This is a genomic window from Mycolicibacterium sp. lyk4-40-TYG-92, from assembly GCF_030209435.1.
Lineage (GTDB): Bacteria > Actinomycetota > Actinomycetes > Mycobacteriales > Mycobacteriaceae > Mycobacterium.
Map to the genome: position 1 here is coordinate 56,979 of NZ_JARVRX010000011.1, position 26,150 is coordinate 83,128.

The following is a 26,150-nucleotide window of genomic DNA, read 5'->3' on the forward strand; positions in this document are numbered from 1 at the left end:
TTCAACAAGTTTGTTTAATGATTCTGTTGGGGAGGGACGCCATGCAGAAACCCGAGATCGTGTCGGCGGCCGAGTGGGACGCCGCGCTGGAGAAGATGCTCGTCGCAGAGAAGGAATGGACCCGACAGCGGGACCAACTGGCCGCGATGCGCCGCCGTATGCCGTGGACGCCGGTCACGAAGGACTACACCTTCGTCGGCCCGGACGGTGAGCTGAGTCTGGTCGAATTGTTCGATGGGCGAAGGCAACTCGTCATCTATCGGGCATTTTTCGAGGAGGGTGTGCAGGGCTGGCCCGAGCACGCCTGCCGGGGTTGCTCGATGATCGCCGACAACGTCGGGCATGTGGCCCATCTGAACGCGCGCGACACGACGCTGGCGTTCGCCTCGCGCGCGCCGCAGCCCGACATCGCGCGCATGACGGCCCGGATGGGCTGGAAAATGCCCTGGTACACCATCACCGACGACTTCGACGTCGACTTCGGTGTGCACGAATGGCACGGCACCAACGCCTTCATTCGTGACGGGGACACCGTCTACCGCACCTACTTCATCAACAACCGCGGCGACGAAGCGCTGGGTACCTCGTGGAGCTATCTCGACATGACGGCGCTCGGCCGCCAGGAGACCTGGGAGGATTCCCCGCCCGGATACCCGCAAGACCCGCCTTACGAATGGTGGGACTGGCGCGACACCTACGGCGAGCACCAGCCGTCCCGCTGGTTCGGCGACCCCGATCCCAGCAAGCCCGACGATCCCCGTCCGCCGCGCACAGAAGGGTGTGCCTCCTGTGAGCGATGAACCTGACCTCGCGGGTCTTTATCAGCAGACCATGGACCGCGTCGTCGAATTGGTCAGTGCGCCGGATGCCTCGGTCGGCGCGGCGGTCGCCGCCTGCCCCGGCTGGTCGGTGCGAGATGTGTTGGCCCATATGGCCGGTGTCGCACAGGACTGGGCCGTAGGACGACGGCTCGCCCCGCCCTCCGATGAGCAGACGGCGGCCCAGGTGGCCCGGTTCGATGGACGCGACGTGGATGACATCGTGCGAGTGTGGGGCGAGGCGGCTGCCGCACTGCCGCGGCTCGCGCAGGCGGGTGTGGCCCCGCCGCTCGGGGACATCGTCGTCCATGAGCACGACATCCGTGACGCACTCGGGCGCCCGGGCTCGCGGGATTCTGCTGCGCTGCAATGTATTTCCGACCAGCTGCTGCGCAAGTTGGAGACGCCGGTGCCGGTGCGAATCGTTGTCGAGGATGGTGACTACCGGTGCGGTCCGGATGGTGAGTCGGTGATCGAGCTGAAGACCACGCGATTCGAAGCGGTCCGCTGGCGCACGGGCCGACGCAGTCGCAGCCAGATGGCGGCCATGGCGTGGTCCGGCGACCCCGAGCCGGTACTCGATCACCTGTATCTGTTCGGACCCGCCGGCGCGGATGTGGTTGAGTGAAGGACGGGGATATCGGTTGCCGCGTCGTCAATCAATCGGCGTCGCTGAGTTTGCCGAATAGATCAATTGCCGTGCGGTCGAGAAAGGAATACGTACGTACGTACCTTTAAAAAGCGCCGTAAGTAGTCTTGTCTTCGTTGCGCTTGACGTGGTTGCTGTGAACTTCCGTAATGTCTCGACTTTTTGCCCTGGAGGCGATATATGCCGACGTAGCGTATTTGCCACTTGATCGCCGTCGGGAGGGGCTGACATGCGCCGGTTGATGGGTTCTTTGGCAATAGTTATGACGGCTGTGTTGGGATCGATGTTGTTGGTCCTGACATCGGCATTCCTGATACCGGTCGGTTGGGCCGCTGAATTTTCGATCGCTGTTCCCGGCACCGGGAATCCTACCCCGACAACGGAATTCACCAACCGCGAAGTTTCGAACTTCGTCATCCCGGTGAATCCGACGTGCGCGCTCTACGTCACCTGTACGACACCGCAGCAGGTCGATTACTACGCGTCCTTCTGGCCGCTCGTCATCTTCGGTGCCGATCAGTGGCAACAGCCCACCTGGAACGCGTCGGTCAATAGCGGTATCTACGGGACCAACGGCATATTGGGCCACGGACCGGCGGCCCCGCCGTTCGGCCTCGGCCCGGTGGGCTCTGATAAATACCCCGGCCTGATTCAGACCCTGTCCCAGCAGTACTTGAGCGATCCCACTCGTGCCACCGACGATTTCAATGTCACTGGCTACTCGCAGGGCGCGACGGTGGCCAGCTACTTCAAGAACATCTATCCCAACCTGGCGACCCAATTCCCCAACATGCCGTTGCCTGCGAAGGACCAGCTGCAGTTTGCGCTCGCAGCCAATCCGCAGCGACCCAATGGTGGCCTCTTTGTACGGCCTGGACTCTTCGGTCCGTGGACGTTGCCGATCTTCGACGCCACGTTTGGTGTCCCGGCCCGAACGGACGTCGGGATCAAGACCACGGACATCGTGATCCAGTACGACGGCGTCTCGGACCTTCCGGCCTACCCGCTCAACGTGCTGGCGGACGTCAATGCGGTAGCGGGCTTGTTCTTCATCCATCCGACCTATCCGACGCCGCACGACGCTACGCAGGATGCGAATGGCACCCACCCGTACGGATATTCGGTGACGGACTTCCAGAATGACATCACCCTGGCGCAGCTGGCTTCTGATTCTGGCCACCCGGGGCTGTGCCCGTCGGCCGTCAATTGCCAGGTGCACGGCGACACGACGTACCTCACGTTCAACACGGTCGACCTGCCCATCCTGGCGCCCTTCCGCTATATCGGTGAACAGATCAGCAAGAAAACCGGGTTGCCCGATTTCGTGCGGCCATTCGCGGACCTGATCCAGCCGGACCTGAAGGTGCTGATCGAAACCGGATATGACCGAAGCGATTACGGCAAACCCATGCCGTTCCAATTCATCGTCCCGCTGAATCCGGGCAAGGTGCTGACACTCGCACCGGATCTCATCAACTCGACGATTCAAGGCTTCAAAGACTTCGTCGGCGACATCACCGGCACCCGGCCTCCCGGCCTGCCCACACAGGACCCATTCGCGACCGCAGTGTCACTGTCGACGCCGGCTGCCAGCATCCCCGCACCGCTCGCGCCGCTTGCGGCGAACGCGACAACGTCGAAGCCGACCAGCAAGGCACCGCTGGCTCCGAAGACCCTTTCCGCGTCGGTCCCGGGCACGACCTCCGGCACCACGTCATCGGGGACCACGTCGGGCACGACCTCCGGGACGACGAGTCAAACAGTCGCCGGCACAACCATTTCGGTGAGCGGCAGGGCCAAGTTGACCTCCACGACTGCCATTACCCCGAAGACCGGCTCAAGTTCAACCAGCTCCGGGTCGACGGCAGGCTCGACCACTTCTGGCTCCACGACGACCGGTTCTACGACGACGGGATCGGCCACAGGCCCCACTTCTTCTGGCTCGACTACCGCAGGTTCCACGACAACGGGCTCGTCGACCTCGGGTTCGACGACGGGCTCGTCGACCTCGGGCACGACGTCAGTCAGCACCGCGAAGTAAGCTCCGCGCCGATCTCAAGTCCAGTCGACCAAACCCAATTCGAGCAGCCGGGTCGCTGCGGCGAGGGTGTCGGTACGAATCTGATCGAGATCGAAACCGGTCGCGTCTGCGGCGGCAGCGATGAGGTCGCGAAGTGGCCGTTGCCCGTCGAGTTCCAGGATCACCGGCAGTGCCACCGGCGACACCGTGGCGCACACGCTGAGCCCGGGCAGCGTCCACAGCTGTGTCGGCGCCGGTTCGTACCCGCCGTCACCACGGGACAAGGATTGATCCAACCGGTTGCCCGGCAGCGGCGTCAGTACCGCGTCGAGCAGGTTGTCCCCGGTCACGCGAGCCAGCCTTCGGCGGTGCGCGAACACCCGCTGAATCTGGTCGCTCGCCGAGCCGGTGGGGGAGCCGGGCATGTCGTCCGTCCACAGGTTTTCAGCGCCAGAACCATTGCATTGCATGATGATTGCGCCGGTCGTCAGCGCTTCGATGCCCTGGTCGCGGTAGAACTTCAGCCAGCGGTCGAGGGCGGCCGCGAAATCGGCGGTGGCACGCATGCTCTGCACCAGCCAGGTCTCGGCGTGCTCGACGGGATCATGTGTCGCGAACCGCAGAACCCAAGCGTCGCAACCTGATCCCGCGAACCACGAGCGCACCGGCGCCACCCAGTCACCGTCTGCCGGATGCGGCCAACTCGCCAGCATCGTGGCCCAGCCGTCGGCGCGCAGCCGCGGCACGATGTCATGCACCAGCTGTTGGCCCAGGCTGCCGGGCCGGCGGGCCGCCTGCCCGGCATCGCGCCACAAGTACGTGTTGTCGGGCGAGATGATGAACGGCGGGTTCACGGTGATCAGGTCGAAGGTCTGTTCGCCGACGGGTTCCAGCAGGCTGCCTTCGCGCCAGCCGACGTTCGTCAGGCCGTTGAGGCCGGCGCTGAACTCAGCCAGCCGCAAGGCGCGGGTGTTGACGTCGGTGCCCAGCACGGTGGACGCATGGCTGGAAGCCTGGAACGCCTGCACACCGCCGCCGGTACCGACGTCGAGTGCGTCAACGCCAGGTAGGCGCACCGTGAGATCCGCCAACGTCATCGAGGCCTGCGCGACGGCGACGACGTGGTCTCGACCGGTCGGACGCCCGTCCTGCCAGTCGTGGGCGACGAGCATGTCGTCGGCCCACCCGATGCACACGGTCGCATGTACCTCGTCGTCGCCGGACGTGAGGAGGCCGGCGTCGACCAGGTCGTCGAGGGGCAATGGGTGCAGTGCTTCCGCCGCCTCGGCGCTGGGCGCCGCTAAACCAGCCAGGAACAGCCGCACCAGGGTGGCCAGTGGGCCGGGGTCGAGGCGGTGCGCCAGTCCAACGGCTTCAAGGGGATTCGGCGCGATGCGACCCCCACCGAGCCCGCTCGGCGAGTAGCGCGCAGCAGCCAGTACCTTGCCGAGGTCCGCGGCGCACTCGAGCAGCCGTGCGCCGGCGGCAGTCACTTGTGGAACGGACTGTTGGTCGACAGGGTGAGACCGACGTCGCCCTTCTGGAAGACGTTGAATTTCTGGAAGACGTTGAATTTGTGCAAGTTGTCGAACTTCTGCAGGTTGTCGAACTTCATGAACGGGAAGTTCACCTTCTGCATGTTCCAGAACTTCACGAACGGTGCGTTCAGCTTCAAGAACGGGGGCGGGGCGGTATCGACGCCGCCGACGTCGCACCCCGTTTCGCAGGTTGCTGGCGCGGCCGACGCAGGTGTTGCGGTGGCCAACGTGACACCTGTGGTGGCGGCCAGCGCAACCAACGACAAGGTGACGGTCCGGTTCAATTTCTCGCTAGCCATGGCAGCCTCCCGATGAGCTACACGATGCAAAAAACCTGCAGGTCAGACTTTATCAGCCGACCTGCAACCGAACCTAGACAAATATGCTCGTATGGTTGGCGCTCAGGTGTCGGGCTGGCTCAACAACGCCACGACGGCGTCGGTCAACGCCGCTCGGGCGACGTCGAGATCCGATGTGAATCCGATCTGCCGTTCGTTGCTGAGACCCCGGATCGCGGCGGGAAGCAGGCACCGCACCCGGTGCAACTGTTCCGGGTCGACCTCGAGACCGTCCATCAGATAATCGAAACCTTGAATCCAGTCGAGCTCGCGGGCCGCGAAAGCTGCTGCGGTGCGTGGATATTCAGCGGCGATGTCGGACCGTCGCGCCGGCAGTGACGTGCGCAGCGCGGTCAGGGCCCGTCCTTCCGTGGTTTCCAGGTAGCGCCAGACGGATTCAATGGCCCCTTCCACCCGCTCGCGGAGCGTCCCGCTGCGGGACGTCGTGGGTCCGGAAGCCCAACTCCGGGAGTGGATTTCGGTGATCACCGCGACCCAGAGCCCGTCCAGGTCGGCGAACTGGTGCTGCACTGTGCCCCAGGTGACACCCGCGTCCTTGGCAATGCGGTTTGCCGATACCGGTTCGCCACCGCTGTCGGCCAGGCAGCGGATGGCGACGTCGAGCAGGCGGGCCCGGGTTTCCAGGCCCCGCTTGTTCAGTTTGGTGCCGGCGCCCGACTCCGTGACGACAGCTTGCCACTGCTCGCGGGCAAGCGCTGCCTGCGGAGAGTCGCCCGCCGCGGGCTCAGGCAAATCGGCCCGGATTCGCCGCGACGGCCCGGTGCAGCGTCGGCCGGTCGGCGCGATACGCCTGGACGACGGGCGCCAGCTCATGCGGGCTGGCACCGTGCATGATCACCGAGTGCACGCCCAGATCGTACTGGCGGGCAATGGTTTTCGCGCATTCCTGCGGTGAGCCCTTGGCGACGGCAGCCAGCCACTCGGTGGGGATGAGTTCGGCAATCCGCTGCAGCGTCTCGTATGACGCACTGGCGTCGATCGGTCCGGCCGTCGCGGCATCGGTGAACAGGTCCGACTGCCGGATGCGGTCCCACGTCGCCCGGTCCCAGCCGTTGGCCGAGACCAGGACATCCGGATACGCCTGCAGGTAGGTCGCGAGCCGTCCGACACCGCGCCGGATCTGGTCATCCTTGGACAACGCATCAGGCACCGTCGCCAGACATGCCCAGATTCGGACGCTGTCGGGGTCCCGACCGGCCTTCTCGGCGCCGCGGCGTACCGCCGCCACAGAATTCGTGGTCGCCTCGTCAGAGAAGAACGTATGCAGCACAACGAAATCAGCGATCTCGCCGGCCAGTTCCATGGTCTTCGGGCCGACCGCCACCAGGCCGATCGGGGGGCCGTCCTCCAGGCCGTTCACGTGGCGCAGCATGGGCCACTTTCCGGCCGGGCCATCATGGTCGAGAATCATCTCGCCGGCCCAGAGGCGGCGCAGGATGCCGAAGAAGTCGCGCAGTCGAGACTCGGTGACCACCGGGAGACCGATCGCCTGCCAGTACGGTCCCATCCCGCGGCCGAACGCCATGGCGAAGCGGCCCTCGGTCAGGGCGTGCATCGTCGACCCGATGGTCGCGGTGACGGTGGGGTGGCGGGTGTGGTGATTGGTCGACGGTGCGATACCCAGGCTCGTGCTGGCACCTGCCACCGCGCCGCTGAGGACGCCGGCGTCCTTCACGGTGAAGCGCTCGCCGATGTGGCAGGACCCCAACCCGAGCGCCTCGGCATCCCGGGCCTCGGGCAGCACCACGCGAGCGTCCGCGGGATGCCGGGTCACGGCGTAGTAGCCGAGCTCATTGAGCTGGTCCTGCGTGCTCATGGTGCGCCTTTCATCGGAGACGCTTAGCACTGTTAACCATCTCAGTGGCAATTGTCAATGAAGGTTCTCAATAACTTGGGACATCGGCAGAGGCGGCCGCCGCGTCGATGCTCGGGAACCTCGCGTGGATGCGGTCGATCAGGAACCGGGCCTCGTCGAGGTCACGACGCAGGTCGCGGGCCAGCCGCCGCATGGACCGTGCCCGTTCCGACCACGCCGCCGCATCGGGCAGCGACTCGAGCCGGGACAGCCTGGACGCGAGGTCCCAGGCATGCCTGCGCAGTTCCGCGCGCAGCGCTCGGGCTTGTGCCGCATCGGCATCTTCAGTCACGCCGATCATATTTACATGACGGTCAATTGGTCGCATGGCCAATTGGTTAGTTTGGCTTCGAATCGTGTCGTGGGGCGCGGATGACCCGCGCCGGCGAGCCGACGGCCTGGACTGGAGGTGCTGTCGACACTGTTAGAACGATGTCCACAACAGTGTCGAGGAACGTGTCGTCGATCGGTTCGCCCGTCACGATCACCCGATTGTGAATCGGGCCGACGAGCCACTCGGCCAGGGCGGCCACGTCGGTGTCGGGGGGTAGCTCATTGCGTTCGATGGCGCGAAGGAACGGTTTCTGGTCGCGGGCGCGCTGATCATCGAGGTAGCGGGCGCGAAACGTCTGTGCCAATTCCGAATCGTGCTGGGCCTGTCCGATGAGCGCCCGGTAGACGACGCCCGCGTCATCGGTGGTCAGGAAGTGCGCGGTATCGCGTAGATGTGCGCGCAGATCGGAGTCCAGGCGGCCGGTATCGGGTGGCTCCAAAGCTGCGGCGGCATCTTCGAGGAATGCGTCCATGAGGACTTCCGTCTTGGAGCCCCACCAGCGATAGACGGTCTGCTTGGCGACCCCTGCCGCTTTGGCGATGCCTTCGATGGTGACCCCGGAAAAGCCCTTTTCGGCGAGCAGATCGTCTGCTGCGCGCAGTACGGCTTCCCGCGCAGCTTCACTGCGACCGTGCCGGTTTCCGTGGTGCGGTTGCGCGTCTGCCATGGCTCGATTGAACACCATCGTAGGCCTAGCGTAGACGCAACGTTGCGTCTACTGTAGGCGCATGACCTCAACTTTGAACCGACCGGAATACGCCTCGATCATCGATCGACTCTTCGCCGATGCGCAGTTGGATGACCAACGGCGGCAAGGGCTTTCGCCGACCGACTATGACATCGGAGAACGTGCTGACATTTGCCAGGACTTCTATCTTTCGGTGGCTCCCGACTCGGGCCGACTGCTTTACAGCCTGGTTCGTGCACTGAAGCCCTCGACGATCGTGGAGTACGGGATGTCCTATGGCATCTCCACCCTGCACCTGGCTGCCGCAGTCCGGGACAACGGTGTCGGGCGGATCATCACCACGGAGATGAGTTCGCAGAAGATATCGGCTGCCCGCGCGACGTTCGCCGAGGCGGGGGTTGCCGACTTGATCACGATTCTGGAAGGCGACGCTCGCACGACTCTCGAAACCGTCAGGGAACCAGTGCAATTCGTGCTTCTCGACGGCTGGCCCGACTTGGACTTGCCGGTGCTGAAGGTACTGGAGCCGGTGTTGGCACCCGGCGCGCTGATTCTCGGCGACAACGTCAGGCTCGACCCTCACCACGTCTATCGCGACTACGTCAACGCGCCGGCGAGTGGTTACGTCAGTGTCCCGATTCCCCTCGACAAAGGCATGGAATTGACCGTTCGGGTGTAGCCCGACCTACAGCTGCCGGATCACCCGAGCCGGCGAGCCGACGGCGACGCCGCGCGGCGGCAGGTCGCGCGTGACGACCGAACCGGCCCCCACGACGGTGTCCGCGCCGATCGTCACGCCGGGGCACACGATGACGCCGCCGCCGAGCCACACGTTGTCGCCGATGACGATCGGTTCGGCCGCTTCCCACTTGTCGCGGCGAGGACCTGGGTCCAGCGGGTGGGTCGCCGTCAGCAGCTGCACATTGGGTCCGATCTGGACATCGTCACCGATGCTGATCCGCGCGACGTCGAGGAGGATGAGCCCCCAGTTCGCGAATGTGCGCGCCCCGATCGTGGTCTGGTAGCCGTAGTCGCACTGCAGGGGCGGCCGGATCTCACTGCCGTCGCCGAATGCGCCCAGGAGTTCACGGAGCAGGCGGTTGCGTTCCTCGGTGTCGGTGGGATCGAGCGCGTTGATCCGGTGGGTGAGCTGCTGCGCGCGCTTCGATTCGCGGATCAGTTCGGGGTCATCGGCGAGGTAGAGGTCACCAGCGAGCATGCGGTCGCGCATCGAACGAGCCATGGGACCCACGTTAGGCGCGTCCGGCCGTATGAACCTTTTTGACGTCTGATTCGTTGAATTGGTATGAGCATCATCGACTTCCGCCGCCGGCGCCCCTCCGCGCCGACCTTCGTGGTGGTCGACCGTCTGCACGGCCGCCGTGCCGAAGAGGTGCCCGGCGAGCAGATCGCCGCCACCGTGTCGTCGTGGCTGGCGGAACTGGGTGCGGAGAGCCCGTTGATCGATGCGCTGGAATCGGCCGCCCAGAATCAGGATTGGCCGACCGTCTACGCCCTCGGGGAGCGGCTGTCGGTCGACGTCATGGTCGCGTAGCGAAAGCCCCGATCGGCTGGTGATTCGGCTACGCCGACAAATGCGTTCCTGTTCCCTCGGGGCCCCAACGCAACTGGGCGTCAGGCGTTACCAGGGGGCTTCAGCCCAGCCGAGGTATGTCGCTCCGGGGGTGGGGTTCCAGTTCGCGAGGACCTGCACGGTGTGACCGGCGCCGGCCAGGCCGCGGTACCTCGGGCTGACGCCGCCGGAAACGAAGGTGCCGTCGGCCTGGGCGATGTCGACGTGGCCTTGGTGCACTCCGTTCCACACGTCCATGTCGCTGACGGAGAAGACCAGGGCCCCGGGTGGCGGGTTGCCGTCGGTATGAATCTTGCCTTGGCCGGCGAGCCGGTCGTGGAATGCCAACGCTGACGGGGCGCCGAGCGCGGGCTGACCGTAAGCGTTGGCGACGAACTTGCCGCAAGCGAAGTCATAAGCGTCGGAGCCGATTTGGCTGTTGGCCCAGGCGACCGCGTTGGCTGCCTTCGACGACGACTGGGCCGGCGGCGGCGCAGCGGCTCCGCCGTCGGCGCCGCAGTCGCTGGATACGTCGTTGAGGGTGCCGGTTTCGATGTCGACATCGGCGACGAAATGCCCGTCGGAGGTCTTGTACCAGAGGTTGTCCCAGCCGCCCGGAATGTTGAAGCTGAAAAAGCCTTTCACCGGCTGGCCGCGTCGGGAGCACACCAGCGCCACCTTGTCACCGGCGTTGTACCAACCGTCCTGGTGCGAGCTCAAGTTGGCGTCCGACATGCGCTGGGTTTTCACCTTGACGGTGGCGGTCGGATCCGCGTAGGCCGGCGCCGCCAACGCCATGGCTAGGAGGGCGCCCGCAGCGCCCATCGCCGCGATCGTGCTGCATGTCCGGAGACTCGCGCGCGGACGCCGCAATTGGCCAGACTCAGCGAAGTCGTGAACCCTGGACCCAGAACCTATCGGTGCAAACTTTTCTGTGTGCCGATTCACGCGTCCTTCTTCCATTCAGGGACCGCCAAGACAGCTGGGTTCCAAATAGATATCAGACGTACGCGGGTGCGGACAATGGAACGGGAACGAAAATATGGCAAACGGAGCCAGATTCACCCGAACAGACGACACAGCAAACTAGACGCCCTATTGGCCCGGCTTCGGCTGGGTACACGGAGGCGGCGGAGGACGCACCCCTGCGGAACGATGCCCCCGACGCCCGCGCCGGCTGAATCAGCCCGACGCCAGCTTCGTCGGCCTGCCGTCGATGCTCGACAGGTTCTTCTGCTGCCAGTACTCCGCGACGCCCTCCGGCCCCTTCTTCTCGCCCCAGGTGTCGAGCAGGACGCGCTCGGACTCGACCGACATGAGGGGCACGCCGAATCCGCATGAGGTTTGGACGAGGTCGACGCTCAGGTCATAGATCTGCCGGGCACTGATGTGGGGCGGGAACTGGCTGTAGAGCTCGTCCCAGTCCGCGTCGCCGGGTGCGATCTCGCTGGCGGTGCCATACAACCGCAGGATCAGCGGCTCACGATCGAACGAGCAGAACATCAACGTCATCCGCGGGTTGTCCAGCAGGTGCGCCGACGTCTCGTTGCCACTTCCGGTCAGGTTCAACCAGGCCACCCGATTCGGTCCGAGGACCCGGAGCGAGTCCAAGCCCTTCGGGGAGAGGTTCACCCGGCCGTCCCGGGCCGCCGTCGCCACGAAGTACACGCTCTGCGCGGCGATGAAGGTGCTGAACCGGTCGGTGATCTCCGGGAACTGCTTGGCCATGTGGGCATGCTTGCACGCCGAAGAGGCCGCGGGCGACTGAGTTTCAGATGACGGGATGGAGTCGCCGTCCCGCCACGGCTACGGAGCTGTGCCGGCGGCTGCGTCGTGATGCATCTGGACTGCGGGAGCGACCCAACGGCGAAGGAAGGCGCGTAGCTCCTCTCCGTGTCGATCAGGGCCACCGGGATCCAGAATGAACGACTGCAGTTGGCGCAGCATGAACTCGACAAGCTCGTCGAGTTGCGGGCCGCTGAAACCGGCTGCGGACCAATCGACTTGGAAACGCTCGAGGATCGATCGACCGAACGAGATCGCCGTTTCGGAGGTGACGCCCGCCGCGAACGCGCTCGCCTTGCCGGGGTGCATGACCAAGCTCAAGTAGCGGTCGTTGGGGAGCTGTTCCAAGGTGTAGGCGATGCCTTCGATCACGGCGTCGGTGGGGTCGGTGATCGATTGCAGGTCTTCGGCCAATCGGTCCAGAAAGCCCTCCACCGCTGAGAGCGCGGTGCCGGTCATCAACGCGTCGAGGGTGGGGAAGTAGCGATACACGGTCTGCCGGGTGATGCCGAGTTCGGTGGCCACGTCGGACACGCTCACCGAGCCTCGTTCGTCGATCGATGAGCGGGCCGCGCTGACGATACGGCGAACCGCCTCCTCGTCGTCGACGGGAATGTCACCAGACCAACCGTGTCTGCGCATCACCGCATACTTCCATCCCGCCGCAGATGGCCGAATGCCACCGAGTCTTGACCATACATAGTATGACTGATGTATGGTCCGAATATTCCCGAACGTGAAATGAGGTCAGCCATGACGGCGATCGCCGAAGGACCGGTCAGCAATCAGGACGAGGAACTGACCAGGCGCGCGTTGCGGCACGCCATCGACAAAACGACGGACATGGCCGACCGCGAACTGCGGGTGCCGCTGCACTACTACCGCGATCCGAAGATCACTGAGATCGAGGAGTCGCAGGTGCTGCGCCGCGTACCCCTTGCCATCGTGCCGTCGGCCCAGATTCCCAACGCCAACGACTACGTCGTGCGCTCGGTGCTGGGTGACTCACTCTTGGTGACCCGCGACCGTGGCGGCGTCGGGCACGTGTTCCTCAACTACTGCCGCCATCGCGGCGCGAAGCCCGCCTGCGGAGCCGGCAACGCCGCACGGTTCACCTGCCCGTACCACGCGTGGAGCTACAAGAACACCGGCGAACTGTTCACCGTTCCCGGCAAGGCGGGGTTCGACTCGATGAACAAGGCCGACTACGGACTCGTCGAGCTGCCGAGCCAGGAGCGGCACGGCTTCATCTGGGCCGTGCTGACGGCCGGCGGCGCCATCGACGTCGATGGCCACCTCGGGTCGATCGGGCCGGAACTCGAGCTGATGAACTATGCCTCATACGGCTACCACACGGAGAAGGAGTTCGAGTCCCAAGTGTCGTGGAAGGGCGCCCTCGAAGCGTTCGCCGAGGGGTATCACTTCCCATTTGTTCACGGCGAGAGCGTGATTGGACAGAACACCCTGCCCAACACCGGGGTCTACGACGAGTACGGCAAGCACCATCGCATCGGCTTTCCGTTCAACTGGGTCACCAATCTCGCGGACGACCCGACCGGGTCGTGGGACCCACACCAGAACATGGGCGTCATCTACTGGATTTACCCCAACCTCATTCTGGCGAACAGCCCGATCGGCGTCGAGATCATCGACATCCTGCCGGCCGGGGAACCGACCCGATGCTCGGTGCGGCACAGCTGGATGGGGCGCGTGCCGGCCACTGACGACGACATGCGCGCGGTCTACGACCAGGTGTACGACAATGTCCACGCCGCGGTCGTCGACGAGGACTTCGCCATGCTGCCCCAGTGCGGTGAAGGTGTGCGGCACGGCCAGCACGATCACATGCTCATCGGCCGCAACGAGATTGGCGTGCAGCACATGATCAGAGTGTTCGCCGAGGAGCTCGGTGTGGCGCTTCAATAAGACGCTCAATCTGCCGTACTGCGAGCACGCGCGCGCTAGATTCGTGCCAAATCCGGACCGAAGAAGGTGCCCATGCCGAACTCTCGCGGCCTGTTGCTCAACCCGAACGACTTCGACCCCCAGCAATTCGATCCGGAGACGCGGCGCCAGCTGCGGGCGCTGATCGAGTGGTTCGAGGAGCGCGGCAAGGTGCGCTTGTTGCAGGACGATCTCGCCGCGACCTGGGTCGCCGACTTTCTCGATTTCATCAAGCAGGAGTGCATTTTCGCGACGTTCCTGACGCCCTCGGAGTTCGCCGACGGCGATCCGAACAAGCGCTGGGACACCTCACGCAACGCCGTGCTCAGCGAGATTCTCGGGTTCTACGGGCTCGCGTACTGGTACGCCGAGCAGGTCACCATCCTCGGCCTCGGCCCGATTTGGCAGAGCGACAACATCAAGGCCAAGGAGCGGGCCGCCGCGCAGCTCGAGGCGGGTGGCGTCATGGCGTTCGCGTTGTCCGAACGCGAGCATGGCGCCGACATCTACAACACCGACATGCTGCTGACCCCGACATCCGACGAGGGCGTGGTGTTCCGGGCGTCGGGGGAGAAGTACTACATCGGCAACGGCAACGTGGCGGGCATGGTGTCGGTGTTCTCGCGCCGCACCGATGTCGATGGACCCGACGGCTACGTGTGGTTCGTCGCCGACAGCGGCCACGAGAACTACCAGCTGATCGACAACGTGGTGCACGGCCAGATGTTCGTCAGCACGTTCCGGCTCAACGACTATCCGGTGCATGAGGAGGACATCCTGTGCACCGGGCCGGAGGCGTTCTCGGCGGCGCTCAACACCGTCAACGTCGGCAAGTTCAACCTGTGCAGTGGCTCGATCGGGATGTGCGAGCACGCGTTCTACGAGGCGATCACGCACGCGAACAACCGCATCCTCTACGGCAACCCGGTCACCGACTTCCCGCATGTGCGTGCGTCATTCGTCGACGTCTACGCCCGCTTGATCGCGATGAAGCTGTTCAGCGACCGCGCGATCGACTACTTCCGCAGCGCCGGTCTCGAGGACCGCCGGTACCTGCTGTTCAACCCCGTGACCAAATCGAAGGTCACCTCCGAGGGTGAGCGGGTCATCACCCTGCTGTGGGATGTGCTGGCCGCCAAGGGATTCGAGAAGAACACCTACTTCAGCGAGGTCAACCGCCTGATCGGTGCCCTGCCCCGGCTCGAGGGCACGGTGCACGTGAACGTCGCGCAGATCCTGAAGTTCATGCCGAACTACATGTTCAACCCGGCCGGCTATCCGGAGATCGGCACCCGCGACGACGCGGCCGACGACGTGTTCTTCTGGGCGCAGGGACCCGCGCGCGGCGCGTCCAAAGTGCAGTTCGCCGACTGGGCGCCGGTGTACGAGCGGCACCTCGAGGTCCCGAATGTGGCCCGCTTCTACGAGCAGGTGCAGGCGTTCAAAGACCTGCTGCTGACCGCGGCACCCGATGCCGACCAACAGCGCGACCTCGACTTCGTTCTCGTCGTCGGGCACCTGTTCACGCTCGTCGTCTACGGACAGCTGATCCTCGAGCAGGCCGAACTGACCGGGCTCGACCACGACCTGCTGGATCAGATCTTCGACTTCCAGGTCCGCGACTTCTCGTCGTATGCCGTTGCGTTGCACGGCAAGCCGAGTTCGACGGTGGCGCAACAGGAGTGGGCGTTGACGGCGATCCGCAAGCCGGTCGCCGACGTGGGTCGTTTCGACCGGGTCTGGGAACAGGTCGCGGCGTACGACGGTGCGTACGAGATGCGGCCCTAGGGCAGCGGGCGGAACACCGGCAGCGCCCGGTACTTCACGCTGAAGCTGGCCTCGCTGAGCGCCTCGCCCACCTCGCCGTCATGGGCGAGGGTGGTCGGCCCGTCGACGGAAGTGAAGCGGAATTCCGGCACCTGCAGCTCGTGGTACAGCGGGCTGCGTTCCAGCCGGCCGAACGCCACGGCTGTCGCGATGCGCAGCGCGCTGAACCGCCGCCCGGATTCCAGGATTCGCACATCGATCAGACCGTCGTCGAGGCGCGGCCGTACCGACGGGGCGAACCCGGACGGGAAGTACGTCGAGTTGCCCAGGAAGAAGAGTTCGGTCTCAAGTGTCTTGTCGTCGTAGCTGATTCGCACCGGACCTTCCCGGCGCATCGTCAGATACAGCGCGCATATCCCGGCCAATGGCTTACCCATTCGGCGTTCGAGCTTCTCGCGCATCCGCACGTACTTCGGATAGGCGCCGATGCTGGCGGTGTTGATCACCATGCGTTCCTCGTTGAGGCACACCAGGTCGACATATGCCGCCGAGCCCTCCCGGATCGCCTCGACGGTCCGGGCCACCGACTCGCACCCAATGTCTTTGGCGAAGTGGTTGAACGTGCCGCCTGGGAACACCGCGAGCGGGACACCTGCCGCGACGGCGACGCCCGCCGCGCATGCCACCGTCCCGTCGCCGCCACCGACGGCGAGCACCTCGGTGCGTTTGGCCGTCTCCCGCAACACCGTCTCGATGTCGTCGTCTTTGCCGAGCTCGACGATCTCCATGCGTGGCAAGGCCTTTCGGGCCTCCTCGAGGATCCGCTCGCCCGTGCCGTCACCGGACCGCGGGTTGATCACCAGTGCCACGCCGGCACCCTCCGGTCGGGGTTCGGTGTGGAACCGCAACGGATCCGACGTCGGCAAGGTGGTGGTCGGGATGGGCGGGACGATGCGGGCGCCCAGGACCGCGATCGCGGCGCCGATGCCGAATCCGGCGAACACGTCGCCGGGATAGTGCGCACCCGTCGCGACGCGCGACAGCCCGACGAGGCCCGCGAGCAGCGCCAACGGAAGGCCGGCCGATGCGGACTCCAGACCGACGCCCACCGCGAAGGCGGCGGCGCTCGCGGAGTGGCCTGACGGCATCGAGTGCGACGTCGGCATGCGTCGGCTAAGGCGCGGGAGCGGAATCAGGCTATGGTCCGGCCGCGGCCGCCGCCAGATCCGCTTGGCCACCTGGTTGGTCACCAGGCTGGTCACCGCGAGGCTGACGACACCGCGCGCGGCGCCGCGCCTGACCGACGCGCCCCCGAACGCGCCCAGCCCGGCCGCGATGGCGAACCACAGCTTGGAATGGTCGGCGGCCCTGGTCAGTCGCGGCATCACGGAGTCCAGAAATGGGCTCGGTGACTCGGCGATCGCTTCGAAGACCTCACGGTCCAACGTCCCCAGGCCCTTGCCGATCGCGTGCACGTCCATGGCGCCCAAAGTATCCGTTGTGACGGGAGTTCAACCTTCGTGGAGCCGATGACTCTGTGATCAGGCCAGTACGGCCGCGAGTTCGGAGCGCGGCACGGGCACGCGCTGCGGCCCGTCGACTTCGGGTAGCCACATGCCCTGGCCGATGTAGAAGATGATCGCGTCGTCGGTGATCGCGAAGTTCTGATACACCTCGGCCCCCAGCGTGTTGTGCGGCGGCGGTTCCAAGGTGCTCTGCCGACGCTTGTTCATGTAGCGCTGGACGATCGGATCCAGTGTCGCGACCGGGTCGGTGCCCCGCTTGAACAGCGTGGCGAGCGTGATCGCACTGCGTGCGCCCAGGTCGTAGTTGAACGCCTTGAATCCGGTCACGGGGTGGGCGCCGGTGTCGTCGTACACATCGAAGACGACGCTTTGGGTACCGGACGTCGAAGCTTCCGACCGGTATGTGTGCGGCTTCAATCCGTGTCCGTAGGGAACATCTCTCGGCCGTGTCTGAGCCATGAAATCCACGAACTGATCCCTGTCGTGCGTCACAAAATCGGTCAGTGCTTGCTGGTCGGGATAGTCGAGCGGATAGCCGATGTCGATTGTGTACGTGGAGGTTTCGGTATGGATATGGCAGGCGTGCTCCGCGTCGACCGTCCCACCGAGATCTGCACATCCCGGTGTCCCGGGGTGCGCCACCGCGGGAACGCTGAAGACCAGCGTGCCGATCAGGGCAGTTGCATTGATGAGCGCAGGCAACAACTTTCGCTTGGTCATCGGACTCCCTCGAGTTTGACGATACGGCGGTTGCCGTCGTCGACGACGTATACCGCGCCCTTCGCGTCGACAGCCACGCTGACGGGACCTTTGAGTCCGGTGAACGGCAGCACCCTTGGTGTGTTCGATCCCGGGTCCAGCTTCAGGATTTGATTCTGTTGTCCGTCAACGAGATACACCGCGCCTTTCGCGTCGACCGCGATGTTGATGACGCTGCGGGGTGCGTGGAACGGCAGCTCAGCCGGACTGCTAGCCCCTGGTGCCAACTTCAGGACGCGCTTGCCGCCGGCGTCTCCGACATACAGGTTGCCGGCGGCGTCGACGGCCATGCCGGCGGCGAAGCTCATGTGCTGGAAAGGCAATGCCTCGGGGGTGTTTGATCCCGGCGCCTGTTTGGCCACCTGAACCGCCAGACAGCATCCGCCGCCGGATGACTCTCCGCCGCCGATCATGCCGTAGAGGCCGCCTGCGGCGTCGACAGCCTGAATCACGCCTCGGTAGGCGCGGCCGAGATCGGGAACTGGTAGCACGGTCTGCTGCTCGCCATCGTGCGCGAGCTTCACCAGATGGCTCGGGCTCTGTCCGCCGTCGATGACCCACACCTGCCCGGACGGATCCGTCATCACGGTGGCGCGCGTGAACGGCAGCACCTTTTGCGTACTTGAGCCGGCAGGCAACTCGATCACCCGATTGGATCCGGTCCTCCCGGCTGGGATGTCGGATACGAACACGTTGCCCGCCGCGTCGACCGCGACATCGTAGGGTCCGTTCAGGCCCGTGAACGGGAGCACCGACTGGGTGAGTGCTGCCGGGGTCGCCGGTTCAGGCGTCGGAGCAGACGCGTGACTGCATCCGGTGATGCCGGCGACGACCACCAACAGCGTGCCGATCAGTCGCCTCATCAGCTCGCGCCCAGCGTGAGCGTGGAGATCGAAAAGTCCATGGTTGTCCTTGGTTCAGCGAACATCTTGGGGTCAAGGTTGGGGTGATTGCCTTGGCAGATTCTTGGGAAAGCCGCGCGATGGATATGGCAGGCGCTTTATGCGATGAACACGCGCATTCCCGGAGTTCGCACCCTCCCCGCGCGATCGCTGCCAAGGATCCGCCAAGCGTGTCCCCGAATGCTGAGCCAGTTCCCGATCCCCATCCACGGAAAGTGCTCACCGCAGATGATCACCACGCGAATCAACAAAACCGCCGTTCGCGCCGCTCTCACCGCAGGAGCGGTCAGCTTGTTTTCCGTCCTCACAGCCGGCGCCGCCAATGCGGCACCGGCGGACGACCAGTTCCTCGCCGCCCTCGCCCACCAGGGCATCGGTTTTGGCAACACGCAGTCGGCGATCACCGTCGCGCATCACGTGTGCGACGCGTTGGCCGCCGGGATGGAGCCCAGCGACATCAGCCACAACCTGGCTGCATCCAACTCGGGCATCGACCAGCAGGCCGGTCTCGTCATCACAGTCGTTGCGGCGCAGTCGTATTGCCCACGCTTCGTGCATCAGATGGCCAACGGCGCCACGGTGGTCGGCCCCGATCACTGACCGGCCTGGGTGCCCGGTTGGGCGCAGTTGGCGAGCCTGACGCCATCGCTCGAACCGAAGAATGGCATCGGTGCTGGCAGAGGTGGAGCCGATGACGGGAATCGAACCCGCGTATTCAGCTTGGGAATACGGTCCGGGCCGTTTGGCTAGGTGTGCGTGCGTCGCTGCGGTCTACTGACCTCGGCATATAGGTGCAGCGCCGTCCGGGTGAGTGTCAGCGAATCGCCCTGCCTTGTGACCCCGACGTGACCCTTTGCCACAGAGGACGCACTGCGAATGGAATCAGTTCGTCAGATCATTGGGCACCATGGGTGACTGGTTGAACGATTGGCGGACAACGTCCGAGAAGCTTGGCGGTATCAGCCGGGCGAAGGTATTCGCACTGTGGGCATCTGGTGAGTTGGGCTCGGTGATGATCGGGTCTCGCCGTTTCGCGAAGGACTCCCAGATTGAGGAGTTCATTGAGAGCCTGGAAGATCGAGCAGCCAGATGATGATCCGTGGCTTGTATGACCGTGACGCTGCTGCTGAGTACTTGTCGACGTCGCCGAGACATGTGGATGATCTTCGGCGTGGCGGGAAGTTGATCGCGGTGTTCGAGGGCGGAAAGAACAAGTTCCCGCGCGAAGAGCTGGATCGCTACATCGCCTCGCTCCATCGGAGCACTTAGGGCGCCTTGAGCACCCACGCCGGCACCCAGTGAGTGACCGTCTTCTGCTGCGTCCCGAACACAACCGGGTACGTCACCAGTCCCCACCACTGGCCCTTCACGCAGCGCGCCCAGCACGTGAGCTGGCCCCTGACCACGAGGTGCAGCTGTAGCCCGCCGGGTTGGTACTGCTCGCGGTGGTGAGGCTGGCGCGGAAACAAGGTGGCGAGATCGATCTGCACACTGCGTGGTGGGTCGACCCGGCGGAAGTCACCTGCCGGATGTCGGCCGGTATCGGTGATCGCCGGCAAGTCACCCACTGTTCGATCATACGTTCGATGGAACCGAACGACCGTCAGATACGTCTAAACCAACATGCGAACCATCGACGACATCGACGCAGACCTCCGAGTCCTCGCCACAGTGCGCGCCGGCCTACGAGAGTTCGGCGCCGTCGGCAGCACGACCACGATGGACCAACTGCTCGATGAACGCCTGGCGACAACTGCCGCGAACTAATTGTCGATGGGGCACACCTTGTGGTCCTTGTCGTACCAGAGCAGGTGCAGCACGGAACCCTGCACATACCCCCATATCCTGAGGTTGGTGCCGCGTCGCAATCTGAACATCTGCTCAGTCGAGATTTGGAGCTCATCCAGTCGATCCCGCGCGGCGGCGCATAGTGACCCGACGCTCTGGCTCTTGTGCAGCACGCGCCGCGCCCCACCTTTGCCGTTGTAGGTCTGTGCCCGCACTTCGGCCCAACTGAGCTGCATCAAATCACTGAGCGTCGCCAGCAGTTCCTGTATCTCGCTAGGTGAAAGCCGCCAAGACCATGCGCCGTCGTGCTCATGGTCGACGGTAGACCCATTCCACTGGAACCTGTCGCTGTCATTGGCCTGCGGGCCTGACGCGGTGGGAAGGTTCTTGCCAGCGGCAGTGTCTGCCGTGACGATTTCCTTACGTGCGTTGTTCTGCTGCCTCGCCAGTTTCTTCTCGTGACGACCGCCGGGCTTGCCCACGTCTAACTAGACCTCGTTGGCGGTGGCCAGCCCTCCGAAGAAATCTTGCATCGTTTCCAACTCGATCTCGGTGTTGCAGTAGGCGCCATCTGAAATGCCGCCTCGCGCTTCGATCCATGGGCGCTCGCGGTGCGTCTTCTCGATGAGTTGCTGGCCGGACAAGTGCCCATACGCGTCGAGGACGGCATCGGCAGTGTCGACCTGGTCTGGAGTAAGTCGCTTCGCGTCGCCCTCAGGCCAGGAGCTGACCCGGAACTTGCCCCGATGCAAGTCGAAAAGCTCGTAGACGACTGGACCATTCGCCCAGGCTCGAATCGTCTCAGGGAAGATCGGTTCGCCATCCCACGCCAGCGACCAGCCCTGGCAGTAGTACACAAGCTTTTGCAGCTTCATCGTCGACATCGTCCCGGCCTTGCCGAGGATGTACGCGGCTACATCGTGAACGTTCGCCATGGCCTCTGCCCCTCTAACTTCAGCCCGGGTCCAACCGTTCGCTGCTATCTCTGACGTCAGTATTACACGCTGCCACCGACAGATTTACCCACTATGCGCATAGTTCACGCGCGGCGTGGCGTAATTCACGCGCCGACAGTCTGCCGGCTGGCCGTGTAAAACCGCAGGTAGGTGGCGGGTACGGATTCGCGCATGCCGGGCGCGCCCGACCCCAAGTCTAAAACCGCAAGCGTCGCCGTCGATCTACGAGGAGTTTTGCTCGGTCCGAGAGCACCTTCCGTGCCGGCGTCGGCTCACCTGGCAGCACAGTCACTTTCGTCCATCCGGTGCCCTCAGCAAGAGCTTGCCCATTTGGAAGTTTCAGCGTCCCGTCAACAAGGAACTCAGGAGCGCCGTCATAGGTCAACCCGCCATCGACGATGTAGTGCATCTCGCAGAGCCTAAACAGAGCCGCAACGGCGGGGGCCAGTTTGTGCAGCATGCGCTGACCGGCAGCATGCCAGGCACTGACATTCAGATTTACTGTCGGGCGTCAGTGAGATGCCGGCGCTTCGCAAGAGCAGGCGAAGTCCCACCGCTCGGGCCATGAACCAGTGAAGTCGCCGTAGCAGCAGAACTGAATCCGCTCGCCATCAGACGACGTGAGTTCGACTTCGTGCCAATCCTCGTGGATGCGGCACGACCAGAGATAAAGCTGACGAGATAGCCAGCGCCGGACAGTAAGCATGATGAGCACCTTCAGGAACTCCGCTTTCGGCGAAGTCGACCAGACTACCCCTCATCTGGCGGCAGGTCGTTCTCGTCTTCCATGAGGCTCAACTCGAAGCCCTGCCGCGCCGCGTCCCAGTCGCCGCCCTTGATGATGTAGACCGCCTGGGCGTTGTACCAAACGAGCTGCGTGATGAGGGTGAGAGCACATTCCAAACAGTTGCCGACCTCGGCCATGAGGTCACCGCGCGATACATCAGCCCCGCCACTTTTGATGGCCGCCAGGATCAGCCGCTGCATCTGGACACCGGTGGTCTTGTTGGCTCGGTCGGTCTCGCCTTGCTCTCGGAGGGTGCATAGCTCGCATTTTGTGGTGGTCATGGCTCAGTACATCCTGTCTAGTTTGATGAAGGGTGCGATTTGAGATGCGACCCTTTCGGGTCGTCCGTGGTCGTGGACACCCTTTTTCCCGGCGCCGGGAAAAAGGTCATTGCCGACCTGCCGGTGCCCACATGCGGCTGGTTTCGGCCGCGACCTGCTCGCCGTGCTCCTGGCCACTCGCACCCTCACGCGCCTGGACCATGATGTTCGTGTCGCCGTAGGTGTTTCCACCACCCTGCTGCCCGTTGCCCTGCTTCTGCTCAGGAGCCTTCTGTCCAGCGATGTTGGGTAGCGCCATCCCTGCACCAGCGATTCCGCCCGCGAGCTTGCCTGCCCAGCCGGCACCGATACTGCCCTTCGGATTGTCGCCAACCGAGAAGAACTCCCCGATTCCGGACGCCAGGATGCCCGCGTTCTGGGCTGCGTACCCGATGGTGCGGTTGATCACCTGAGTGCCGATTTTCGCCAGAGACCCTGCACCCGGGAACATCATGTCGAGACCAGATGCGGCGGCCATTATGCCGTCCATCGGCATTCCGCCGAGGATGTTGCCGCTGTTGCCGCCTTGGGTCGGGTATGGAACACCGCCGCCCACCGTCGGGGTTACCTGGCCGAGTGGTGTCACGCCGGGAATCGCATTCGCCGGGCCGATGCCCGGATGTAACGGGGCGCCACCACTGGCCAGGGGCTGACCGGGGAATGACAGACCCGATGTGTCGGGGTTCGTGAGTGGCGGCAGTATGTTGCCGCTGCTAGTTGGTGATGGGATGCTGCTGGGTGCAACAGGACCAGCGATTGTGGGTAGGTACCACTGTTCGGTGAACTGCTTATCGCCGGCACCGGCTGCTGGACCGCCGTAGGCGATGTCGCCGTGGCTGCCTCCGGATTCGAAGTTCACGCCGTTCGGCAGGGTTGCGGCCATGTGTCCGCCGCCCGGTCCGCCATGTGAGACACCAACATTCAGGGCGCCCGCCATGGTGCCGCGCTGCCAGCCGTGCGATGCCGCGTAACCGGGGAATGACTCGGTGTCGAACAGTCGGCCTGGGGTTGCGCCGCCCTTCTGTAGGACCTCGACCAGATCGGACACGGCGCCCGAGCAGTCGGCGAGACCGTGAGCGAGATCGGATGCGCCCCAACCGTATTTGCCGCCGTTCGCCGACTGGGCCAGGGCAATCGCGGCACCGACATTGCCGCCCATCGCCTCTGGGGTGTACTGCGGCAGCATTGCTGTGGTGCCTGGCCCCTGCGATGCCGCGATCACCCCCGGCGTGTACTGCGGCCCGAACAAGCCGTTCGCGGCACCGATCCCGATCAGGCCGGACCCCTCGTTCGGGTTGGCCTTCGCCACGAAACCCAACGCCTGCAAGAACGGAGCCGCCAGGATATTGCCGAGCGCCTTCACCGCATTCTCGACGATCCCACCGAAACCCTTGCTGATACCGAAATCCTTGTCGATCTGCACGCCGAGCTGCTGCAAATCACCCTGAGTGGCCTGCATCCCCTTCAACGTCTTCTGAACCGCCTGCTGCTTAGCCTCATTCAGCCGCAGCTCCGACTCATGCTCCTCACGCTGCGCACGCGCCAACTCGTTGCGCTTGGCGACGATCGCGTCCTCATCACGGACGTTCGCCTTCTCCAGCGTGTTCAAGTCCGACTGTGCTTGCGCAACCTTCTGCTGGTTATCCAGCACCGTCCCCGCAGCGCCGTAGAGGCTGGCGGTCGCGGCGCTGCCCTGCAGCAACCCCATCGGGTCTTGGTTGCCGTATGGGACGGTGGGCAGCGGCTGGCGGGTACCGCCGCCGCCGTGACCGGTGGCGGGCGGTGCTGGTGGCACGGCGCGGTCCGGCTGCCAGGGATTCTGCCCGTACCAAGATTTATAGTCCGCGGTTGCGGGAGGCGCAGACGATGCGCCTCCAAGGAGGTCTCCGAGGTCGTTAGGCGCAAGGGTGCCGGCTGGAGTCGGCCCGGTGAGCCGTGGCAGGTTCGGGTAGGCAGGGCCGAATACCTGCGGGGCCTGCGTGGTCGCCGGTCCGGCGTCCGTATGAGAAGGCCGGTGCCCGGTGAAAGACTGTGCGCCAGTGAGGTAGTCCTTCACGTCGGTGAAGAACGTGGGGTCGCCGCTCATGCCTTTGTTGATGAGCGAGATGGTGTTCACCACTACGGACAGCCCAGAGGCCAGGCCGTCGACATCATCGGCGAGGCGCTTGAAATCGTTGGCCAGTCCGGGTAGATATTCGGTTCCGCGGCCAGCCAGTTGGATGATGGCATCGCCGGCATTCCAGATGACCTTGCCGAGCTGTTCGACCGTGTCGAAGCCTTCGTGAATCCACTCGCTGAGTTGCCCGGATTGTTTGGCGTTGTTGATGAAGTCTGCGAATGCTTGCGCCGCGTTGGTGGCCCCAGATGCCAACCCCGGCAAGAAGTCCGAGCCCACGGCCACCAGGTCGCCGAGCGCGTGGGTCAGCGGGCCGGTCACCCCGGAGAGCTTGTCGAAGGCGCTCACGGTGTTGTCGACAAACCGGGTGATGTCGCTTTGCATACCGGTCGTCATCAGTTCGGCGCTGATACCCCGCCACGCATTGTCGAAGGCCTTAGAAATGCCGGTCGTGAGCTGAGTGACCATAGGTAGGTATTGGTCCGACACCTGACGCAACGCTGGCGCTGACCCGGAGAATAGGGCCTCTTGCGCGGCGCTCTGAAGTTTCTTGAGTTCGGGCATCATCGCTTGGATTTCCAGCGCGGCCTGCTGTGCGCTCGGCGCCAGCGCCTGGATGCCTTCGGCGAACTTCTTCGGATCCCCAACTGAGGTAACGACATCGGCGAAACCGTGGGTAGCCAACGTCAGCGTGCCGACACCAGCGGCAGCGGCCCCGAGCCCTGCGGGCAGCGCCCACAACGATTGAGCGGCCGACAAAGCGATGCCGGTGAGGTTCACCAGCGCATCGGCGCCGACCGTGGCCGTCGTAGCCAGCCCGACCGCGCCGAACGAAGCGGCCGACTTCGCCAAGGACGACATGCCGGTGGAAGCCGTCGATGCAGCAGACCCCATCACCGATAGTGAACCGCTGGCCTGCTCGAGGTTCCGCAGATCGTTGGTGAGCTCACGCACTGCCCGCGACTCGGCGCGGCGGGCCTTCTCGACGCGCTCCACCGCGGCGATCTTCTGCGAGTTAGTCGAGTTCGATGCGGCGTTGACCGCCGCCAGCTTGGCCTCTTCAACCCGCAGCTTTCCGGCAGCATCAGCAGCCTTGTCGTAGGCCCGCTGCAACTCGGCAGCCTTGATCGCTGCCTTGCCGGTATCAACCCGACCTAGGCCTTCGTTTACATTGCGAGAGAACGCATCACCCGCCTGACGACCAGCGGTAGAGAAGTAATCTTCCGCCTGCTTGGTAGTGCGCCGCGCTTGCGACTCGTCGAGGTGAGAGCCAACGGGAAGGCTAATTCCACTCACGGGCAAATCCCTTTCAAATCACGCATTACTGACCCTCCGATGGGCCCGAAACGACTTCATGCGGCACGAATCCGAGCACCACCGACGTCTGCGGCCGGAAGCGCGCTCGAGCACCCGTTTTCCGCACCAACCGCACGGAATAACCCCCAAAAACGGCGTCCACGACATGCGAAATCACCTCAAATCGGCCCATTTTTGGGCGTGCGGTTCGAAAAACACCCAGACTCGGGCTAAATCCGAGCGGGCTGGCTGGCGGGTCAGTTGGGCAGGCCCCGGGGAGGGGTCCATCCCCTGGTCGGCGGTGCGGGGCGCAGGTACTGCTTGGGCGTATGGGATCGCCTTCGTGACAGCCCTTGCCGTTACCTAACGT

28 protein-coding genes are annotated in these 26,150 nt (G+C 64.4%); 10 read left to right on the plus strand and 18 right to left on the minus strand.

Annotation, left to right across the window (positions count from 1 at the left end):
- Positions 1-41: 41 nt before the first annotated feature.
- From QRN63_RS17185 to QRN63_RS17195, 3 genes are all read left to right on the plus strand, one after another.
- The gene (locus tag QRN63_RS17185) at positions 42-800 is read left to right on the plus strand and encodes a DUF899 domain-containing protein (RefSeq protein ID WP_285031920.1); all 759 of its coding nucleotides are present in this window, start codon (positions 42-44) and stop codon (positions 798-800) included.
- Positions 790-1,446: a maleylpyruvate isomerase family mycothiol-dependent enzyme gene (locus tag QRN63_RS17190; RefSeq protein ID WP_285031922.1), complete on the plus strand. Its 657-nt coding sequence runs from the start codon at positions 790-792 to the stop codon at positions 1,444-1,446. The genes QRN63_RS17185 and QRN63_RS17190 overlap by 11 nt, the downstream gene beginning before the upstream one ends.
- A gap of 283 nt (positions 1,447-1,729) precedes the next feature.
- Positions 1,730-3,508 carry a PE-PPE domain-containing protein gene (locus QRN63_RS17195; RefSeq protein WP_285031923.1) on the plus strand — a complete coding sequence of 593 codons (1,779 nt, stop codon included), beginning with the start codon at positions 1,730-1,732 and terminating at the stop codon, positions 3,506-3,508.
- Between the two features lie 14 nt (positions 3,509-3,522).
- Here QRN63_RS17195 and QRN63_RS17200 read toward each other — a convergent pair whose 3' ends face one another.
- The 6 genes from QRN63_RS17200 to QRN63_RS17225 all read right to left on the minus strand — a co-directional run bounded on the left by QRN63_RS17200 (position 3,523) and on the right by QRN63_RS17225 (position 8,240).
- Positions 3,523-4,980 carry a DUF7059 domain-containing protein gene (locus tag QRN63_RS17200; protein WP_285031925.1) on the minus strand — a complete coding sequence of 486 codons (1,458 nt, stop codon included), beginning with the start codon at positions 4,978-4,980 and terminating at the stop codon, positions 3,523-3,525.
- Entirely contained in the window at positions 4,977-5,324 is a 348-nt protein-coding gene (locus QRN63_RS17205; protein WP_267315992.1) for a hypothetical protein, read from the minus strand. Before QRN63_RS17205 ends, QRN63_RS17200 begins: the two co-directional genes overlap by 4 nt.
- 102 nt (positions 5,325-5,426) lie before the next feature.
- Positions 5,427-6,116: a TetR/AcrR family transcriptional regulator gene (locus tag QRN63_RS17210; protein ID WP_285031928.1), complete on the minus strand. Its 690-nt coding sequence runs from the start codon at positions 6,114-6,116 to the stop codon at positions 5,427-5,429.
- Positions 6,109-7,200 carry a TIGR03857 family LLM class F420-dependent oxidoreductase gene (locus tag QRN63_RS17215; protein WP_285031929.1) on the minus strand — a complete coding sequence of 364 codons (1,092 nt, stop codon included), beginning with the start codon at positions 7,198-7,200 and terminating at the stop codon, positions 6,109-6,111. The genes QRN63_RS17210 and QRN63_RS17215 overlap by 8 nt, the downstream gene beginning before the upstream one ends.
- Positions 7,201-7,267: 67 nt before the next feature.
- Positions 7,268-7,531 (minus strand): hypothetical protein, encoded by a 264-nt coding sequence (locus QRN63_RS17220; protein ID WP_267315989.1) that lies wholly within the window; start codon positions 7,529-7,531, stop codon positions 7,268-7,270.
- A gap of 46 nt (positions 7,532-7,577) precedes the next feature.
- A complete protein-coding gene (locus QRN63_RS17225) occupies positions 7,578-8,240 on the minus strand; it encodes a TetR/AcrR family transcriptional regulator (RefSeq protein ID WP_285031930.1) in 663 nt (220 codons plus the stop codon).
- Between the two features lie 61 nt (positions 8,241-8,301).
- On the opposite strand from QRN63_RS17225, the gene QRN63_RS17230 reads away from it, so the two are divergent.
- Positions 8,302-8,940, plus strand: coding sequence for an O-methyltransferase (locus QRN63_RS17230; RefSeq protein WP_350224454.1), 639 nt, complete (start codon positions 8,302-8,304; stop codon positions 8,938-8,940).
- A 6-nt stretch (positions 8,941-8,946) separates the two neighbouring features.
- On the opposite strand, the gene QRN63_RS17235 is transcribed toward QRN63_RS17230, so the two are convergent.
- Complete coding sequence (locus QRN63_RS17235) at positions 8,947-9,504, minus strand: sugar O-acetyltransferase (protein WP_285031934.1); 558 nt, start codon at positions 9,502-9,504, stop codon at positions 8,947-8,949.
- Between the two features lie 63 nt (positions 9,505-9,567).
- On the opposite strand from QRN63_RS17235, the gene QRN63_RS17240 reads away from it, so the two are divergent.
- Complete coding sequence (locus QRN63_RS17240; protein WP_285031936.1) at positions 9,568-9,816, plus strand: Rv2628 protein family; 249 nt, start codon at positions 9,568-9,570, stop codon at positions 9,814-9,816.
- A gap of 87 nt (positions 9,817-9,903) precedes the next feature.
- Here QRN63_RS17240 and QRN63_RS17245 read toward each other — a convergent pair whose 3' ends face one another.
- The 3 genes from QRN63_RS17245 to QRN63_RS17255 all read right to left on the minus strand — a co-directional run bounded on the left by QRN63_RS17245 (position 9,904) and on the right by QRN63_RS17255 (position 12,261).
- Positions 9,904-10,659 carry a hypothetical protein gene (locus QRN63_RS17245; protein ID WP_285031937.1) on the minus strand — a complete coding sequence of 252 codons (756 nt, stop codon included), beginning with the start codon at positions 10,657-10,659 and terminating at the stop codon, positions 9,904-9,906.
- A gap of 357 nt (positions 10,660-11,016) precedes the next feature.
- Complete coding sequence (locus QRN63_RS17250; RefSeq protein WP_285031939.1) at positions 11,017-11,562, minus strand: pyridoxamine 5'-phosphate oxidase family protein; 546 nt, start codon at positions 11,560-11,562, stop codon at positions 11,017-11,019.
- A gap of 78 nt (positions 11,563-11,640) precedes the next feature.
- Positions 11,641-12,261: a TetR/AcrR family transcriptional regulator gene (locus QRN63_RS17255; RefSeq protein ID WP_285031940.1), complete on the minus strand. Its 621-nt coding sequence runs from the start codon at positions 12,259-12,261 to the stop codon at positions 11,641-11,643.
- A 111-nt stretch (positions 12,262-12,372) separates the two neighbouring features.
- Here QRN63_RS17255 and QRN63_RS17260 point away from each other — a divergent pair, with 111 nt between their 5' ends.
- Positions 12,373-13,545 (plus strand): aromatic ring-hydroxylating oxygenase subunit alpha, encoded by a 1,173-nt coding sequence (locus QRN63_RS17260; RefSeq protein WP_285031942.1) that lies wholly within the window; start codon positions 12,373-12,375, stop codon positions 13,543-13,545.
- Positions 13,546-13,617: 72 nt separating this feature from the next.
- Positions 13,618-15,351, plus strand: a complete 1,734-nt coding sequence (locus QRN63_RS17265; RefSeq protein WP_285031945.1) for an acyl-CoA dehydrogenase family protein — start codon at positions 13,618-13,620, stop codon at positions 15,349-15,351.
- Here QRN63_RS17265 and QRN63_RS17270 read toward each other — a convergent pair.
- Genes QRN63_RS17270 through QRN63_RS17280 form a run of 3 tightly spaced genes read right to left on the minus strand, consistent with a single transcriptional unit; the run spans position 15,348 to position 18,478 of the window.
- A complete protein-coding gene (locus QRN63_RS17270) occupies positions 15,348-16,811 on the minus strand; it encodes a bifunctional phosphatase PAP2/diacylglycerol kinase family protein (protein ID WP_285031947.1) in 1,464 nt (487 codons plus the stop codon). The two genes, QRN63_RS17265 and QRN63_RS17270, sit on opposite strands and share 4 nt — an antisense overlap.
- A gap of 60 nt (positions 16,812-16,871) precedes the next feature.
- On the minus strand, positions 16,872-17,576 hold the full coding sequence (locus QRN63_RS17275) for an esterase (RefSeq protein ID WP_285031949.1): 705 nt from the start codon (positions 17,574-17,576) through the stop codon (positions 16,872-16,874).
- Entirely contained in the window at positions 17,573-18,478 is a 906-nt protein-coding gene (locus tag QRN63_RS17280; protein WP_285031951.1) for an NHL repeat-containing protein, read from the minus strand. Before QRN63_RS17280 ends, QRN63_RS17275 begins: the two co-directional genes overlap by 4 nt.
- 87 nt (positions 18,479-18,565) lie before the next feature.
- Here QRN63_RS17280 and QRN63_RS17285 point away from each other — a divergent pair, with 87 nt between their 5' ends.
- On the plus strand, positions 18,566-19,117 hold the full coding sequence (locus tag QRN63_RS17285; RefSeq protein WP_285031953.1) for a DUF732 domain-containing protein: 552 nt from the start codon (positions 18,566-18,568) through the stop codon (positions 19,115-19,117).
- Positions 19,118-19,609: 492 nt separating this feature from the next.
- On the plus strand, positions 19,610-19,786 hold the full coding sequence (locus tag QRN63_RS17290; protein WP_285031954.1) for a helix-turn-helix domain-containing protein: 177 nt from the start codon (positions 19,610-19,612) through the stop codon (positions 19,784-19,786).
- Here QRN63_RS17290 and QRN63_RS17295 read toward each other — a convergent pair.
- Entirely contained in the window at positions 19,783-20,085 is a 303-nt protein-coding gene (locus tag QRN63_RS17295) for a hypothetical protein (RefSeq protein ID WP_285031956.1), read from the minus strand. The genes QRN63_RS17290 and QRN63_RS17295 overlap by 4 nt on opposite strands.
- Positions 20,086-20,140: 55 nt before the next feature.
- Between QRN63_RS17295 and QRN63_RS17300 the strand changes: the two genes are divergently transcribed.
- Complete coding sequence (locus QRN63_RS17300; RefSeq protein ID WP_285031958.1) at positions 20,141-20,284, plus strand: hypothetical protein; 144 nt, start codon at positions 20,141-20,143, stop codon at positions 20,282-20,284.
- Here the strand turns inward: QRN63_RS17300 and QRN63_RS17305 are convergent.
- The 4 genes from QRN63_RS17305 to QRN63_RS17320 all read right to left on the minus strand — a co-directional run bounded on the left by QRN63_RS17305 (position 20,281) and on the right by QRN63_RS17320 (position 25,780).
- Positions 20,281-20,787 (minus strand): hypothetical protein, encoded by a 507-nt coding sequence (locus QRN63_RS17305; protein ID WP_285031960.1) that lies wholly within the window; start codon positions 20,785-20,787, stop codon positions 20,281-20,283. The genes QRN63_RS17300 and QRN63_RS17305 overlap by 4 nt on opposite strands.
- A gap of 6 nt (positions 20,788-20,793) precedes the next feature.
- Positions 20,794-21,240: a Panacea domain-containing protein gene (locus QRN63_RS17310; protein WP_285031961.1), complete on the minus strand. Its 447-nt coding sequence runs from the start codon at positions 21,238-21,240 to the stop codon at positions 20,794-20,796.
- 771 nt (positions 21,241-22,011) lie between these two features.
- Positions 22,012-22,329 (minus strand): hypothetical protein, encoded by a 318-nt coding sequence (locus QRN63_RS17315; RefSeq protein ID WP_285031963.1) that lies wholly within the window; start codon positions 22,327-22,329, stop codon positions 22,012-22,014.
- A 106-nt stretch (positions 22,330-22,435) separates the two neighbouring features.
- Complete coding sequence (locus tag QRN63_RS17320) at positions 22,436-25,780, minus strand: hypothetical protein (RefSeq protein ID WP_285031965.1); 3,345 nt, start codon at positions 25,778-25,780, stop codon at positions 22,436-22,438.
- Between the last annotated feature and the right edge of the window lie 370 nt (positions 25,781-26,150).